The sequence below is a fragment of the Streptomyces caniscabiei genome, assembly GCF_014930365.1.
In the GTDB taxonomy this organism is placed as follows: Bacteria; Actinomycetota; Actinomycetes; order Streptomycetales; family Streptomycetaceae; genus Streptomyces; species Streptomyces caniscabiei.
On record NZ_JABXWI010000007.1, the window covers coordinates 286,263 to 301,377 of the forward strand.

Genomic DNA, 15,115 nt, shown 5'->3' on the forward strand with positions numbered 1-15,115 from the left:
CAGGGGGACGGGGCTGAGGCCAGAGGGAGGGGGCTGAGGCCAGGGGGCGGAGACCGGGGGAGGGGGCTGAGACCAGGGGGCGGAGACCGGGGGAGGGTGTGGGCCAGTCGGTGGATGGTCGGGGTACGGCGGCGGTGTCGGGGTGGTGGAGGCGGGCCGCCCTGCGAGGATGCGGCGCCATGCGATTCGTACGACAAAATGATCTAAACCGTGTCACATGGGTGGCCCTCCGGAGCCGCAGGGGGAGTCGCCAGGGGCGTCGCGGGAGTCGCGGGGGGAGCGGTGCCGTACGGGGTGTCGTCGCCGTGCTCGCCGCGGCGGCCGTCGCGTCCGGGTGTGCCGGGGGCGGTGTCGAGGAGGCCGCGGAGCGGGGCTCAGCCGGGCAGCGAGGCGCCGCCGAGACCGGGGCGGCCGCCGGGACCGCCGAACCCGCCCACGGCCAGCAGCGCGGGCAGCACGGGCGGCACGAGCGGCGTGGCGCGCCGGAGCACGGCGGCCGACGGCAGCTCGACGCGCCCGCCGCCCGCGCCCTCGACGCATACGCCGGGAAAGTGCGCCGGGCGCACGCCGCGCGGGTCGCCGCCGCGAAGCGCTGGGGGCTGGCGAAGGTGCCACTGAGCGCGCCCGCGCCGCCGGCGCGGAAACCGGAGCTCACCACCCGCAAGGGATTCGAGGTCGACGGCCATGCCGAGGACGGCCTCCCCCCGGTCTTCACCACCGTCCCCACCCGTCACAAGGTCGTCTTCCTCACCATCGACGACGGCGCCGAGAAGGACCCCGCGTTCCTGCGGATGATGACCGACCTGCGGATCCCGTACACCGCCTTCCTCAGCGACTACCTGATCAAGGGGGACTACGGCTACTTCGAGCGGATGCGGGACCGTGGCGCCGCCCTCCACAACCACACCCTCCACCACCGCCATCTGCCCCCGCTCTCCTACGCCGCCCAGAAGCGCGAGATCTGCGGGATGCAGGACGTGATCGAGAAGCGGTACGGGACCCGGCCGACCCTCTTCCGGCCGCCGTACGGCAGCTACGACCGGGACACCCTCCGGGCCGCCGGGAGCTGCGGCGTCGAGGCCGTCCCCCTCTGGAACGAGGAGGTCTTCGCCGACCGCTGGGACTACCGGGAGTCGGACCGCGAACTCCGGCCCGGCGACATCGTTCTCAGCCACTTCCGGGGCACGTCCGAGTGGAAGGGCACCATGCCGGACATGATCCGCCGCTTCCTGAACCTGGTCACCGCCGAGGGGTACGCGGTGGCGAGGCTGGAGGACTACCTGTGAGGGCCGAGGGGGAGGCCGGGCGAGGGGCACACCGAAGGACGCACCGGGGAGCCCGCCTCCCACCGGCCCACCCGCCGGCAACTCGTACGCCAGTGCCCTCCATGCCGGCGGCACGTACGCCAGTGGCCCGCCCGCCTGCGGCCCGTAGGTCGGCGGCCCGCACCCTGGCCGCCCTCACGGCCCTCGCCGCACTGCTCCTCACCGGCTGCGCGACCACCACGAGGCCAACCGCCCGCACCACCCCCCTCGCCCCCACAACCCCCCACCCCGGCGCACACGCCCCCTCGCGCCCCCACCCGCACGCCTCCGTGCCCCCGCACCGCCGCTGGGGTCTCCACGCCCCCCTCGCCCCCGCGCCCGAGCACCCCGATCGCCGCCCCCTGCCCCGCGCGGCCGGGGCGGGGCCCCTGCCCGTGGTCGATCGTGTCCCCACGCGGGACAAGGTCGTCTTCCTCACCTACGACGACGGGGCCGAGCGGGACCCCCGGTTCGTCGACATGGTGCGGGAGCTGCGGCTGCCGGTGAGCATGTTCCTGACGGACAGCGTCGTGGGCCCGGGGTACGGCCACTTCGCGCGGCTGCGGGCCGTCGGCGCGACCGTGCAGAACCACACGCTCGACCACACCGCCCTGCGCGGCCTGCCGCACGCCGGACAGCGCGCCGAGATCTGCGGCCAGCAGAACAAGCTCAAGCAGCGCTTCGGTGTCCGGCCGACCCTCTTCCGCCCGCCCTACGGCGTCTACGACACCACCACGCTCCGCGCCGCCGCCGACTGCGGCCTCTCCGCGCTCGTGCTGTGGCGCGCGTCCATGCAGATCCACGACCTGCGCTACGCCGTCGGCGACCGCCTCCGCCCGGGCGACATCGTCCTCGCCGGATTCCGGGGCCCGGACCAGCTGAAAGGCACCACCCTCACGGAGATGACGACCCGGCTGCTGCGCCGTGTCCAGGAGCAGGGACTGACCGTCGGCCGCCTGGAGGACTACCTCTGACGCCCCGCCGCAACCCGCTCGATTAGCAGTCCGCTTGACCGAGTGCTAATCGCGGTCATAGTCTCAGGTCTGGCACTCCCCCCTGGAGAGTGCCAACAACGCGACGGGCAGGTCCGGCACCCGCGACGACGGATCCACCTGGTCGCCACCTCAGACAGTTAACCCCGTGAGATCTCCGAAGGGGGAGGTCGGATCGTGACGACCACCAGCTCCAAGGTTGCCATCAAGCCGCTCGAGGACCGCATTGTGGTCCAGCCGCTCGACGCCGAGCAGACCACCGCCTCTGGCCTGGTCATCCCGGACACCGCGAAGGAGAAGCCCCAGGAGGGCGTCGTCCTCGCCGTGGGTCCGGGCCGCTTCGAGGACGGCCAGCGGCTGCCGCTCGACGTCTCCGTCGGCGACATCGTGCTGTACAGCAAGTACGGCGGCACCGAGGTGAAGTACAACGGCGAGGAGTACCTCGTCCTCTCGGCTCGCGACGTGCTCGCGATCGTCGAGAAGTAGTTCACCCGCTTCCTCGCGAAGCACCTTGCTTTTGAGCTGCGCCCTTGGCCCCCGCGACCACTACAGCCGGGCGTCGGGGGCGCAGTTCGTTTCACCCACGTTTTCCGAGAGGGCTGAACCGCTCCCATGGCGAAGATCCTGAAGTTCGACGAGGACGCCCGTCGCGCCCTCGAGCGCGGCGTCAACAAGCTTGCCGACACGGTCAAGGTGACGATCGGCCCCAAGGGCCGCAACGTCGTCATCGACAAGAAGTTCGGCGCCCCCACCATCACCAACGACGGCGTGACCATCGCCCGTGAGGTCGAGGTCGAGGACCCGTACGAGAACCTCGGCGTCCAGCTGGTGAAGGAGGTGGCGACCAAGACCAACGACGTAGCGGGTGACGGTACGACCACCGCCACCGTGCTGGCGCAGGCGCTCGTCCGCGAGGGCCTGCGCAACGTCGCCGCGGGTGCTTCCCCGGCCGCCCTGAAGAAGGGCATCGACGCCGCGGTCAAGGCCGTGTCCGAGGAGCTCCTCGCGACCGCCCGCCCGATCGACGAGAAGTCCGACATCGCCGCCGTCGCCGGTCTGTCCGCCCAGGACGCCCAGGTCGGCGAGCTCATCGCCGAGGCGATGGACAAGGTCGGCAAGGACGGTGTCATCACCGTCGAGGAGTCCAACACCTTCGGTCTGGAGCTGGACTTCACCGAGGGCATGGCCTTCGACAAGGGCTACCTGTCGCCGTACTTCGTCACGGACCAGGAGCGTATGGAGGCCGTCCTCGACGACCCGTACATCCTCATCCACCAGGGCAAGATCGGCGCCATCGCCGACCTGCTGCCCCTGCTGGAGAAGGTCATCCAGTCCAACGCCTCGCGCCCGCTGCTGATCATCGCCGAGGACGTCGAGGGCGAGGCCCTGTCGACCCTCGTCGTCAACAAGATCCGCGGCACCTTCAACGCGGTCGCCGTCAAGGCCCCCGGCTTCGGCGACCGCCGCAAGGCGATGCTGCAGGACATGGCGACGCTGACCGGCGCCGAGGTCATCTCCGAGGAGGTCGGCCTCAAGCTCGACCAGGTCGGTCTCGACGTGCTCGGCTCCGCCCGCCGCGTCACCGTCACCAAGGACGACACCACGATCGTCGACGGCGCCGGTGACTCCGGTGCCGTGCAGGGCCGCGTCGCCCAGATCAAGGCCGAGATCGAGAACACGGACTCCGACTGGGACCGCGAGAAGCTCCAGGAGCGCCTCGCGAAGCTGGCCGGCGGCGTGTGCGTCATCAAGGTCGGCGCCGCCACCGAGGTGGAGCTGAAGGAGAAGAAGCACCGTCTGGAGGACGCCATCTCCGCGACCCGCGCCGCGGTCGAGGAGGGCATCGTCTCCGGTGGTGGCTCCGCGCTCGTCCACGCCGTCAAGGTGCTGGAGGGCAACCTCGGCAAGACCGGCGACGAGGCCACGGGTGTCGCGGTCGTCCGCAAGGCCGCCGTCGAGCCGCTGCGCTGGATCGCCGAGAACGCCGGCCTGGAGGGCTACGTCATCACCTCCAAGGTCGCCGAGCTCGACAAGGGCCAGGGCTTCAACGCCGCCACCGGCGAGTACGGCGACCTGGTCAAGTCCGGCGTCATCGACCCGGTCAAGGTCACCCGCTCCGCCCTGGAGAACGCCGCCTCCATCGCCTCCCTCCTGCTCACGACCGAGACCCTGGTCGTCGAGAAGAAGGAAGAGGAGCCGGCCGACGCGGGCCACGGCGGTCACGGCCACGCCCACTGACGTACGACGTCGGTAAGCCGTAGGCGAAGGCCCGGCACCCCTGCGAAGGGTGCCGGGCCTTCCCGCGTCACCACCCCCGCTGCTCCCGGTCGCCCGGTCACTTCTCCAGGTCGTCGAGCGCGCCCAACTGCTGCATCAGCCCGAGCCGGTCGTACTCCCACCAGCCCTCGATGATCTTCCCGTCGGGAGCGCACCGGTGAATGACCGTGCCCGTCATCCGGACCGACCGCCCCGTGGCCGCGATCCCGAGGAAGTCCCCCTTGTGGGACGCCTCCCAGGTCCACCGAGTGCACACCCGGTCACCCTGCGCGATCTGGTCCTCCACGGTGAACGCGAAGTCGAAGCCGCGCCGCCACTCCTCACAGGTCCGCCGGAACGCGTCCATCCCGATGGCGTCCGGCTCCCCGGACGGCACGTGGTCGTGGTAGTCCTCCACGAGCAGATCGTCCAGCGGCGGCAGTTCGCCCTCCGTGGCGATGGTCGTGAGGAACCGCCGGGCGGTGGCCGCGTACAACTGCTCGTCGCGCACCACGTCCAGATCCGTGAACGTGGGCATCTCCTCGCACAGCGCCACCATCTCCTGGAAGATCCGCTCCGTCTCCGGCAGCCCGGAGTTGCGCATCGCCTCCTCGTACGACGGGAACTCCACGATCTCCACGAAGTGCGACCCGTCCGAGCGGTCCTTCCCGATCACGCTGTGCGTCGCGGTCCGCTTCCCTCTGGTCTGCTCCACCCAGGTGTCCATCAGCTGGTTCATCTCGTCGAACCGGCTGGTCCTGCAGTCGATGAGCTGCACGAATGTCATGACACACCGCCTCCGACCCCCCTGGGTCCGGATGAACAGCTCCATTGTCCCGCCGGGCCGCCGCGCTCACCCGCTGGACCGTTCCGCGCCCGCTACCGCGGCCCGTACTTCCGTCCCGTCTTCGAGCTGATCCCGCCCAGCAGCCCGCGCGGCACCACCTTCACCACACCCATCAGGGCCTTGTACCGGGGGTCCGGGATCGAGACGGTCCGGCCCCGGGAGAGGTCGGCGAGGGCGGCGGTGACGAGCTTGTCCGCGTCGAGCCACATCCAGGAGGGGATGTTGTCGGTGCCCATGCCGGCCCGCTCGTGGAACTCGGTCCGGACGAAGCCGGGGCACAGGGCCATCAGCCGCACCCCGGTGCCGGCCAGATCGCGCGCGGCCCCCTGGGTGAACTGCACGACCCACGCCTTCGACGCCCCGTACGTGCCGCGCGGCACGAAGGCCGCGACCGAGGCCACGTTCACCACACCGCCCCGGCCACGCTCGCGCATGCCCTCGGTGGCCGCCGAGGTGAGGCGCAGGACCGCCTCGCAGTGCACCTTGAGCATCCGCAGCTCGTCGGCCATGGAGACGTCGAGGTAACGGCCCTTGTTGCCGAAGCCGGCGTTGTTGACCAGCAGGTCGACCGGGTTCTTGCGGTCCGCCAGCCGCCGGGCCACCGACTCGATGCCGTCGTCCGTCGCGAGGTCCGCCGTCAGCACCTCCGCCTCGATGCCGTGCCGGTCGTGCAACTCGGTCGCCTGCTCCCGCAGCCGCTTGGTGTCACGCGCCACCAGCACCAGGTTGTGCCCGTCCGCCGCCAGCCGCCGCGCGAAGGCGGCACCGATCCCCGCGGTCGATCCCGTAATCAGAGCCGTTGTCATGGCGCAAGCGTAGTGACCGGGACTGTGCGGGTCCGCTTGCTCCACCGCACGTTCACCAGCGACTTCGCCGACATTTCGGTGAACATCCGCACCGGGGTGGTGGCTTCACGCTCCCCCTGCCCCGGACCGGCTCGTCACCCGTGCCGCGCCACGTACTTCCGTGCCCACTCCAGCAGCTCCGGATGCAGCGTCTCCTCCGCCGCCAACAGCCGTGGCAGCAGCTCGTGTTCGTTCATCGTGGCGCGGAAGGCGAGGGCCACGGTGACGTCGTGGCCGGGACGGTGGACGATCTCGATCGGATCGCCCGCACTGATCTCGCCCGGCCGGATCACCCGCAGATACGCGCCGGGCGCGCCCTGGCGCGTGAAGCGCTTGACCCAGCCCCGCTCGCCGAGATGGCGCTGGAAGTTGAGGCAGGGGACACGGCCCGAGGTGACCTCCAGGACCACCTCCGAGCCGATCCGCCAGCGTTCGCCGATGAGGGCGCCGGAGACGTCGAGGCCCTCGGTGGTGAGGTTCTCGCCGAAGACCCCGCTCGGCAGGGTGCGGCCCAGTTCGCGCTCCCAGCCGTCCAGGTCCTCGCGGGCGAAGGCGTAGACCGCCTGGTCGTCGCCGCCGTGGTGCTCGGTGTTGCACACCGCGTCCCCGGCCACCCCGCTGGCACCGACCCCCTTGGGCCCCGGAGCCGCCACCCACACCGGCCCGTCCACCGGCCGCTTGTCGATGCCGGTGACCTTCTTCGACTCCTCCACGACGTCGACGGCCTTGGCACGCCCCACATTGAGCGACAGAAGCTTCATACGGGCACGGTAGGCAGCGGACGGTCAAAGCGTCGACGGGATATTCAGCGCGCGCTCCAAGCCCCGCTTATGCTCGACCGCGTGATCGAGGCCCGCCATCTCCGTGTCCTGCGTGCCGTCGCCGCCACCGGTTCCTTCTCGGCGGCCGGACGGGAACTCGGCTGCACCCAGCCCGCCGTCAGCCAGCAGATGAAGGCGCTCGAATCCTCCGTCGGCACCCCGCTGCTGGTCCGCACCGGCCGTGAGATGCGGCTGACCCAGGCGGGCGAGGCGCTGGTGCGGCACGCGGCCGGCATCCTCGCCGGGCTCACCGCGGCCGAGGAGGAGGTCGCCGCCATCGCCGGGCTGCGCGCCGGACGGGTCCGCCTGGTCTCCTTCCCCAGCGGCAGCTCCACCCTCGTGCCCACCGCGCTGGCGGCCCTGCGCGCCGCGCACCCGGGCACCCGCGTCTCACTGGAGGAGGCCGAACCGCCGCGCTCGGTCGAGATGCTCCGCGACGGCGACTGCGACATCGCGCTCGCCTTCCGCTACGAGGGCGCGGCCGGAGCCGAGAAGGGGGAGTGGGACGACCTGGTCGTGCGCCCCCTGCTCACGGACCGGCTCGTCGGGCTCGTCCCGCAGGGGCACCGGCTGGCCCGCGCGGGCTCCATCGGTATCGGGGAACTCGCCGACGAGTCCTGGATCGCCGGCTGCCCGCGCTGCCGGGGGCAGCTGGTGCGGGTCTGCGAGAGCGCGGGTTTCACGCCCCGGATCGACTTCGCGACCGACGACTACCCGGCAGTGGTCGGTCTGGTGGGCGCGGGGCTGGGGGTCGCCGTGCTGCCGGAGCTGGCCGTGGAGTCCGTACGACCGAAGGGGGTGCGGACGGTGTCGGTCGAGCCGGTGGCGCACCGGGAGATCGTGGCGCTCACCCTGCCGGACCTGGCCCTGGTGCCCACGGTCGCGGCGACGCTGGACCGGCTGGCCGGAGCGGCCGCACGCTAGCGCCTGGGGGCACGGCACCTGGTGCCCAGCGCTGAAGAAACGTTCTTTCAGGTGTCCGAACCGGTTTCGCTCCCGGACGCGGACGCCGTCACCAGCCGGTGGCGCGCCCTGCCCATGAGCTCCTCGCGCTCGTCCTCGGTCAGCCCGCCCCACACGCCGTACGGCTCGCGCACCGCCAGGGCGTGGGCCGCGCACTGCGCGCGTACCGGGCATCGCATGCAGACCTCTTTGGCCGAGTTCTCACGAGCACTCCGTGCCGCACCGCGTTCTCCCTCGGGATGGAAGAAGAGCGAGCTGTCGACGCCGCGGCAGGCTGCGAGGAGCTGCCAGTCCCACAGATCAGCGTTCGGTCCGGGAAGGCGGGAGAAATCTGCCATTGCGTGTCCCCTTGTTGCCGTTCTGGGAGGAGATGTTGCCCATGACCGTACATCGACTATCTAAGGAGATGAAAATATGACTCATTGCGAATCTAGCCTCAGACACCAATAAATGGGAACAAAAACGTCTGAATGGGGCATAGGTTGTGATGAAACGTTGAGGGTCCCTTGCGCATGTCTGCACCGTGTCCGGCCCCTCACGTAGAGTGCCGAAGGTGACCAGCCATCCCGTAACTCTTTCGAGTGACCGTCGTTGAGACGGGCGGAGGCGGTTGAAAGAACAAGCGCTCGGGCAGGCGTTCGTGTCCGCTCGTGAGTGTCGACCGCACAGGTGACGATTTCGTACCAGCCTGGAGGCTCAAGGTGACGCGCATCAGCTGCGGAGGGCGGCCATGACATCCGTCCTCGTCTGCGACGACTCCCCGCTCGCCCGAGAGGCGCTGCGCCGCGCGGTGGCCACCGTGCCCGGCGTCGAGCGCGTGACCACGGCGGCCAACGGCGAGGAAGTCCTCCGCCGCTGGGGGGCCGACCGCTCGGATCTGATTCTGATGGACGTACGCATGCCCGGTCTGGGCGGCGTCGAGACCGTACGGCGGTTGCTGTCCGCCGACCCCGGGGCGCGCATCATCATGCTCACCGTCGCCGAGGACCTGGACGGCGTGGCCCTCGCGGTCGCCGCCGGAGCACGGGGCTATCTGCACAAGGACGCCTCCCGCGCGGAGCTGCGTGCCACGGTCACCCAGGCCCTCGCCGACCCGACCTGGCGGCTCGCCCCACGTCGGCTGCGCTCCGCCGAGATGGGCGCCGCGCCGACGCTCACCGCCCGCGAGATCCAGGTCCTGGAGGGCATGAGTCACGGCCGCTCCAACGCCGAGATCGGCCGCGAGCTGTTCCTCTCCGAGGACACGGTCAAGACCCACGCCCGGCGCCTGTTCAAGAAGCTCGGCGCCTCGGACCGCGCGCACGCGGTGGCGCTCGGCTTCCGCTGGGGTCTGGTCCGCTGAGTGGACCGTGCCGGGGGTGGCCCCCCACGAGGGAGGAGCCCCGCCTGCCGCACGGCGGGCGGGGGCGACGAGACGATCCGCCGGGTGCCCGCTGCTCGTTTCGCCGCGGATGCCGCATCCTTGAGGTGTGGAGTTCCTAGGGGAGCAGTCGAACGAGCGGGAGGGGAGGGCGCAGGAGATGAGTTCCGGCGCGCCTGCTCATAACGCTTCGGTGCACAACCATGGACGTGGCGCCACGGACCGGACGGCCGCAAGGCACCATGGACCGATGCGCGACGACGAGACGACAGCGATCGGTGCGCTCGTGCATCGCGCGGTCGACGGGGACGAGCAGGCCACGCACGATCTGCTCGCCCATGTCCACCCCTTGGCGCTGCGCTACTGCCGCACCCGGCTGTCCCGGCTGCCCGGTGACGCGCGGCACTTCGTGGAGGACCTGGCGCAGGAGGTCTGCGTCGCCGTCCTCCTCGCGCTGCCGCGCTACAAGGACACCGGCAGACCGTTCGAGGCGTTCGTGTTCGCCATCGCCGGCCACAAGGTCGCCGACCTGCAGCGGGCCGCGATGCGCCACCCCGGGTCGACGGCCGTCCCCTCGGACGAGATGCCGGAGCGCCCCGACGACTCCCTCGGCCCCGAGGAGCGCGCCCTGCTCAGCAGCGACGCCGAGTGGGCCAAGAAACTCCTGGCCAACCTCCCGGAGAACCAGCGGGAGCTGCTGCTGCTGAGGATCGCGGTCGGGCTCACGGCCGAGGAGACCGGACAGATGCTGGGGATGTCACCGGGCGCGGTCCGGGTGGCCCAGCACCGGGCGCTCAGCAGACTCCGGGCGCTGGCGGAGCAGTAGCCGCACGGGCCCCACGGCTTCTCGGGGCGCCCCGCGTGAACACGCGGGGCGCTTTTTCCGTACGAACATACGAAGCCCGGCAGGACTTCGTACCGTGGAATGTGTGCTCCGCGCTTCCCGTTAGCATGGACATCCGCACCGATCAAGGCCATTTGGGGAAGGTGTCATGACTGCCAACGTCGACGGAGTGCCCGATAAATTCGCGACGCTCGGGCTGACCTACGACGACGTGCTGCTGCTGCCGGGCTCGTCGGACATGGCACCCGACGAGATCGACACCGCCTCGTACGTCTCCAAGAACGTGCGGGTGAACATCCCGCTGCTCTCGGCCGCGATGGACAAGGTCACCGAGTCCCGCATGGCCATCGCCATGGCCCGCCAGGGCGGCGTCGGCGTGCTGCATCGCAACCTCTCCATCGAGGACCAGGCCAACCAGGTCGACCTGGTGAAGCGCTCCGAGTCCGGCATGGTGGCCGACCCGATCACCGTGCACCCGGACGCCACGCTCGCCGAGGCCGACGCGCTCTGCGCCAAGTTCCGCATCAGCGGTGTCCCGGTGACCGACGGCAACAAGAAGCTGCTCGGCATCGTCACCAACCGCGACATGGCCTTCGAGACGGACCGCACGCAGCGGGTCCGCGAGGTCATGACGCCGATGCCGCTGGTCACCGGCAAGGTCGGCATCTCCGGCGTCGAGGCCATGGAGTTGCTGCGCAGGCACAAGATCGAGAAGCTTCCGTTGGTCGACGACGCGGGCATCCTCAAGGGCCTCATCACGGTCAAGGACTTCGTCAAGGCCGAGAAGTACCCGCACGCGGCGAAGGACGGCGAGGGCCGCCTCCTCGTCGGCGCCGCCGTCGGTGTCGCCGGCGACGCCTTCGAGCGCGCCCAGGCCCTCATCGAGAACGGCGTCGACTTCATCGTCGTCGACACCGCCCACGGCCACTCCCGCCTGGTCGGGGACATGGTCGCCAAGATCAAGTCCAACTCCTCCGGCGTCGACGTCATCGGCGGCAACATCGCCACGCGGGACGGCGCCCAGGCCCTCATCGACGCCGGCGTGGACGGCATCAAGGTCGGCGTCGGCCCCGGCTCCATCTGTACGACCCGTGTCGTCGCCGGCATCGGCGTCCCGCAGGTCACCGCCATCTACGAGGCCTCCCTCGCCGCCAAGGAGGCCGGTATCCCGGTCATCGGCGACGGTGGCCTGCAGTACTCCGGCGACATCGCCAAGGCCCTGGTCGCGGGCGCCGACACCGTGATGCTCGGCTCGCTGCTCGCGGGCTGCGCCGAGTCGCCGGGCGAGCTGCTGTTCATCAACGGCAAGCAGTTCAAGTCGTACCGGGGCATGGGTTCGCTGGGCGCCATGCAGTCGCGCGGCGACCGCAAGTCGTTCTCCAAGGACCGCTACTTCCAGGAGGGCGTCGCCTCCGACGAGCAGCTCGTCCCCGAAGGCATCGAGGGCCAGGTGCCCTACCGCGGCCCGCTCTCCTCGGTCGTCCACCAGCTGGTCGGCGGCCTGCGCCAGTCGATGTTCTACGTCGGCGGCCGCACCGTCCCGGACCTCCAGGCCAACGGCCGGTTCGTCCGGATCACCTCCGCGGGCCTCAAGGAGAGCCACCCGCACGACATCCAGATGACCGTCGAGGCGCCGAACTACAGCCGTAAGTAGACAGCGGACCTGGTGAGGGCGGCCTCGGTGCATCCGGGGCCGCCCTCGTCGTGCCCGTCGGCGATACTGGTAGACGCTGAACGCATCAGGGAAAGGCCACAGACGTGACTGAGATCGAGATCGGGCGCGGCAAGCGCGGCCGCCGGGCGTACGCCTTCGACGACATCGCCGTCGTCCCCAGCCGCCGTACGCGGGACCCGAAGGAGGTCTCGATCGCCTGGCAGATCGACGCCTACCGCTTCGAGCTGCCGTTCCTGGCCGCCCCCATGGACTCGGTCGTCTCCCCGGCCACCGCGATCCGCATCGGCGAGCTGGGCGGCCTCGGCGTCCTGAACCTCGAAGGTCTCTGGACCCGGTACGAGGACCCGCAGCCGCTGCTCGACGAGATCACCGGCCTGCCCGACGATGCCGCGACCCGGCGCCTCCAGGAGATCTACGCCGCCCCCATCAAGGAGGAGCTGATCGGGCAGCGCATCAAGGAGGTGCGCGACTCCGGCGTCGTGACCGCTGCCGCGCTCTCGCCGCAGCGCACCGCCCAGTTCTCCAAGGCCGTCGTGGACGCGGGCGTCGACATCTTCGTCATCCGCGGTACGACCGTGTCGGCGGAGCACGTGTCCGGCTCGCACGAGCCTCTGAACCTGAAGCAGTTCATCTACGAGCTGGACGTCCCCGTGATCGTCGGCGGCTGCGCCACCTACACGGCCGCCCTGCATCTGATGCGCACCGGCGCGGCCGGTGTCCTCGTCGGCTTCGGCGGCGGCGCCGCGCACACCACGCGCAACGTGCTCGGCATCCGGGTCCCGATGGCCACGGCGGTCGCCGACGTCGCCGCCGCCCGCCGGGACTACATGGACGAGTCCGGCGGCCGGTACGTGCACGTCATCGCGGACGGCGGGGTCGGCTGGTCCGGCGACATCCCGAAGGCGATCGCCTGTGGCGCGGACGCCGTGATGATGGGCTCGCCGCTGGCCCGCGCGACGGACGCGCCCGGCAAGGGCAACCACTGGGGCATGGAGGCGGTGAACGAGGAGCTGCCGCGCGGCAAGAAGGTCGACCTCGGGACCGTGGGCACGATCGAGGAGGTCCTCACCGGCCCCTCGCACACGCCCGACGGCTCCATGAACCTCTTCGGTGCGCTGCGGAGGGCGATGGCCACCACCGGGTACAGCGAGCTGAAGGAGTTCCAGCGCGTCGAGGTGACGGTGGCGGACTCGACGCACATGCGGTGACGCTGCGCTCGGCTTGAGCGGGGCTTGAGGGCTCGGTTGCCTTGGGGTGACCGGGCCCTTTTGTGTGCCCAAGTGGGGTGGTGGGGGCGTGAGTTGTGGGGGTGGGGGCGTGCGGTTGCGTTCGGGGCGAATGTGGGCCGAACGGGCGTAGCCGGGCGATAGCGTTCGTGTCCGGCGCCCCAGCTTGGCTGGGAGCCCCCTTCCAAGGACACGATCCGGACCTCGCCCTCGGGGCCCGGCCCGATTCCGACGGACCGTCCACCGGGCACTGGGCGGTGTCGTGGAAGGGGGCGCCCATGGGCCGTCACCGCAAGCCCACTCGCTGGGACCGGATCCGTCTGCGGATGGTGAAGTGCCGGAGGAGGTGGATCTTGCGGATTTACGGATGGTGAGCGGCCGCCCCCAAGACAAGTAGGGGCGGACACTCCGTGAACCATCCAGGAGCTCGTCGCAGTGCCCTCTGCGGCGGGCTCCGCCTGTTTCCGTACGGTACCGGTGGAGGCGGGCGGCTGCCAGCGGCCCCGGAGGCCAGGGGTGTGCCGTGCGCCCCCTCTCACAACCTGTGCGCCGCCCCCGTGGGCGTGGCCCCCCGCGTGTCCAGCAGGAGTTGCGCCTTCACCGACAGGCCTTGGAGGTCGTACGTGCGGTGCTGCTGGAGGAGGATCGTCAGGTCGGCCTCGGCGGTGGCCTCGTAGAGGGAGTCGGCGCGGGGGATGGGGCGGTCGAGGACGCTCCAGGTGGGGACGTGCGGGTCGTGGTAGCTGACGTGGGCGCCGAGTTCGATGAGGCGGCGGGCGATCTCGTCGGCGGGGGTGCCCTGTTGGTCGGGGACATCGGGCTTGTAGGTGACGCCGAGCAGGAGGACGCGGGCGCCCCGGGCCGACTTGCCGTGCTCGTTGAGGAGGGTGGCGGCGCGCTGGACGACGTACTGGGGCATGCGGTGGTTGACGCGCTGCGCCAGTTCGACCATGCGGAGGGAGCGGGGGGCGTGGCCCGCGAGGTCCTGGGGGAGCGCGTGGCCGCCGACGCCGGGGCCGGGGCGGAAGGCCTGGAAGCCGAAGGGCTTGGTCTCGGCGCAGCGGATGACGTCCCAGAGGTCGACGTTCAGGTCGTTGCAGAGGGCGGCCATCTCGTTGACCAGGGCGATGTTGACGTGGCGGTAGTTCGTCTCCAGGAGGTGGACCGTCTCCGCCTCGCGCAGGCCACGCGCGCGTACCACCTTGTCGGTGAGGCGGCCGTAGAAGGCGGCCGCCGATTCCGTGCAGGCGGGGGTGAGGCCGCCGATCACCTTGGGGATGTTGGCGGGGCCGTAGGCGCGGTTGCCCGGGTCCACGCGCGCGGGGGAGTAGGCGAGGTGGAAGTCGCGGCCGGCGCGTAGGCCGGAGCCCTCTTCGAGGAGGGGGCGCAGCAGGTCCCCGGTGGTGCCCGGGGGGACCGGGGACTCCAGGATGACCGTGGTGTGCGGGCGCAGCCGGGCGGCCAGGGTGCGGGCGGCCTCCTCGACCTGGGTGAGGTCGAGCGAGCCGTCGGCGCCGAGGGGCGTGGGCGCGCAGATGACCGCCGTACGGACGCGGCCGAGTTCGGCGGGGCTGGTGGTGGGCTTGAAGCCGCGGGCCAGCATGCGGCGCAGTTCGCCGGGGGTGAGCGAACCGGAGTCGGGGCCGGTGCGGTAACCGAGCGTGGCGATGCCGGCGGCGACGGCGGCCTGGGCCAGCGGCAGCCCCAACTGGCCGAGTCCGATCACGGCGAGATCTGCGGGCATGGCGGGGCCGTCCTTCCCAGTAACCGAAGCGGGACAGACGCGCAAGCCCGGTGGTCTGGATGAGCGAGCGCAATGTCACATTAGGCGGAAATATGACCGATATGCGGGATTGGGGGAGTGTTTTTCTGTGCGCGTCCTGCGGAGTTATCCACAGGCTGAGGGCCGGTGGTGGCCGAACTCGGGCAACGCGGTCAGAATTTTGGGCAGGGGATGCGAGAGGGACGAAAGAGCCGGGTCT

Annotated in this window: 14 protein-coding genes; 9 read left to right on the forward strand and 5 right to left on the reverse strand. The window is 70.8% G+C overall.

All coding sequences use genetic code 11. From position 1 onward, the window contains the following. The first annotated feature begins 179 nt into the window (after positions 1 to 179). The 4 genes from HW837_RS21340 to groL all read left to right on the forward strand — a co-directional run bounded on the left by HW837_RS21340 (position 180) and on the right by groL (position 4,534). Positions 180 to 1,286: a polysaccharide deacetylase family protein gene (locus HW837_RS21340; RefSeq protein WP_177261801.1), complete on the forward strand. Its 1,107-nt coding sequence runs from the start codon at positions 180 to 182 to the stop codon at positions 1,284 to 1,286. A 101-nt stretch (positions 1,287 to 1,387) separates the two neighbouring features. Then, a complete protein-coding gene (locus HW837_RS21345) occupies positions 1,388 to 2,278 on the forward strand; it encodes a polysaccharide deacetylase family protein (protein ID WP_045559612.1) in 891 nt (296 codons plus the stop codon). 195 nt (positions 2,279 to 2,473) lie between these two features. Beyond that, positions 2,474 to 2,782 (forward strand): co-chaperone GroES, encoded by a 309-nt coding sequence (gene groES, locus HW837_RS21350; RefSeq protein WP_033527131.1) that lies wholly within the window; start codon positions 2,474 to 2,476, stop codon positions 2,780 to 2,782. A gap of 126 nt (positions 2,783 to 2,908) precedes the next feature. Next, positions 2,909 to 4,534: a chaperonin GroEL gene (gene groL, locus HW837_RS21355; RefSeq protein ID WP_045559493.1), complete on the forward strand. Its 1,626-nt coding sequence runs from the start codon at positions 2,909 to 2,911 to the stop codon at positions 4,532 to 4,534. A gap of 97 nt (positions 4,535 to 4,631) precedes the next feature. On the opposite strand, the gene HW837_RS21360 is transcribed toward groL, so the two are convergent. The 3 genes from HW837_RS21360 to HW837_RS21370 all read right to left on the reverse strand — a co-directional run bounded on the left by HW837_RS21360 (position 4,632) and on the right by HW837_RS21370 (position 7,005). Beyond that, on the reverse strand, positions 4,632 to 5,339 hold the full coding sequence (locus HW837_RS21360; RefSeq protein WP_045559613.1) for an ester cyclase: 708 nt from the start codon (positions 5,337 to 5,339) through the stop codon (positions 4,632 to 4,634). 92 nt (positions 5,340 to 5,431) lie between these two features. Continuing rightward, positions 5,432 to 6,205: an SDR family NAD(P)-dependent oxidoreductase gene (locus HW837_RS21365; RefSeq protein WP_045559494.1), complete on the reverse strand. Its 774-nt coding sequence runs from the start codon at positions 6,203 to 6,205 to the stop codon at positions 5,432 to 5,434. Between the two features lie 134 nt (positions 6,206 to 6,339). Then, positions 6,340 to 7,005 carry an MOSC domain-containing protein gene (locus tag HW837_RS21370; RefSeq protein WP_177261800.1) on the reverse strand — a complete coding sequence of 222 codons (666 nt, stop codon included), beginning with the start codon at positions 7,003 to 7,005 and terminating at the stop codon, positions 6,340 to 6,342. Between the two features lie 81 nt (positions 7,006 to 7,086). On the opposite strand from HW837_RS21370, the gene HW837_RS21375 reads away from it, so the two are divergent. After that, positions 7,087 to 7,989 carry a LysR family transcriptional regulator gene (locus tag HW837_RS21375; protein ID WP_193380553.1) on the forward strand — a complete coding sequence of 301 codons (903 nt, stop codon included), beginning with the start codon at positions 7,087 to 7,089 and terminating at the stop codon, positions 7,987 to 7,989. 47 nt (positions 7,990 to 8,036) lie between these two features. Here the strand turns inward: HW837_RS21375 and HW837_RS21380 are convergent, their stop codons facing one another. Continuing rightward, positions 8,037 to 8,366: a WhiB family transcriptional regulator gene (locus HW837_RS21380; RefSeq protein ID WP_045559496.1), complete on the reverse strand. Its 330-nt coding sequence runs from the start codon at positions 8,364 to 8,366 to the stop codon at positions 8,037 to 8,039. 392 nt (positions 8,367 to 8,758) lie between these two features. Here HW837_RS21380 and HW837_RS21385 point away from each other — a divergent pair, with 392 nt between their 5' ends. The 4 genes from HW837_RS21385 to HW837_RS21400 all read left to right on the forward strand — a co-directional run bounded on the left by HW837_RS21385 (position 8,759) and on the right by HW837_RS21400 (position 13,115). Further along, positions 8,759 to 9,370 carry a response regulator transcription factor gene (locus HW837_RS21385; RefSeq protein ID WP_003948568.1) on the forward strand — a complete coding sequence of 204 codons (612 nt, stop codon included), beginning with the start codon at positions 8,759 to 8,761 and terminating at the stop codon, positions 9,368 to 9,370. Between the two features lie 268 nt (positions 9,371 to 9,638). Further along, positions 9,639 to 10,214 (forward strand): sigma-70 family RNA polymerase sigma factor, encoded by a 576-nt coding sequence (locus HW837_RS21390; RefSeq protein ID WP_013001361.1) that lies wholly within the window; start codon positions 9,639 to 9,641, stop codon positions 10,212 to 10,214. A gap of 166 nt (positions 10,215 to 10,380) precedes the next feature. After that, positions 10,381 to 11,886 (forward strand): IMP dehydrogenase, encoded by a 1,506-nt coding sequence (gene guaB, locus HW837_RS21395; RefSeq protein ID WP_093789452.1) that lies wholly within the window; start codon positions 10,381 to 10,383, stop codon positions 11,884 to 11,886. Positions 11,887 to 11,990: 104 nt separating this feature from the next. Then, complete coding sequence (locus HW837_RS21400; RefSeq protein ID WP_193380554.1) at positions 11,991 to 13,115, forward strand: GuaB3 family IMP dehydrogenase-related protein; 1,125 nt, start codon at positions 11,991 to 11,993, stop codon at positions 13,113 to 13,115. Positions 13,116 to 13,668: 553 nt separating this feature from the next. Here the strand turns inward: HW837_RS21400 and HW837_RS21405 are convergent. Then, positions 13,669 to 14,877: a nucleotide sugar dehydrogenase gene (locus HW837_RS21405; protein ID WP_045559500.1), complete on the reverse strand. Its 1,209-nt coding sequence runs from the start codon at positions 14,875 to 14,877 to the stop codon at positions 13,669 to 13,671. Positions 14,878 to 15,115 lie beyond the last annotated feature (238 nt).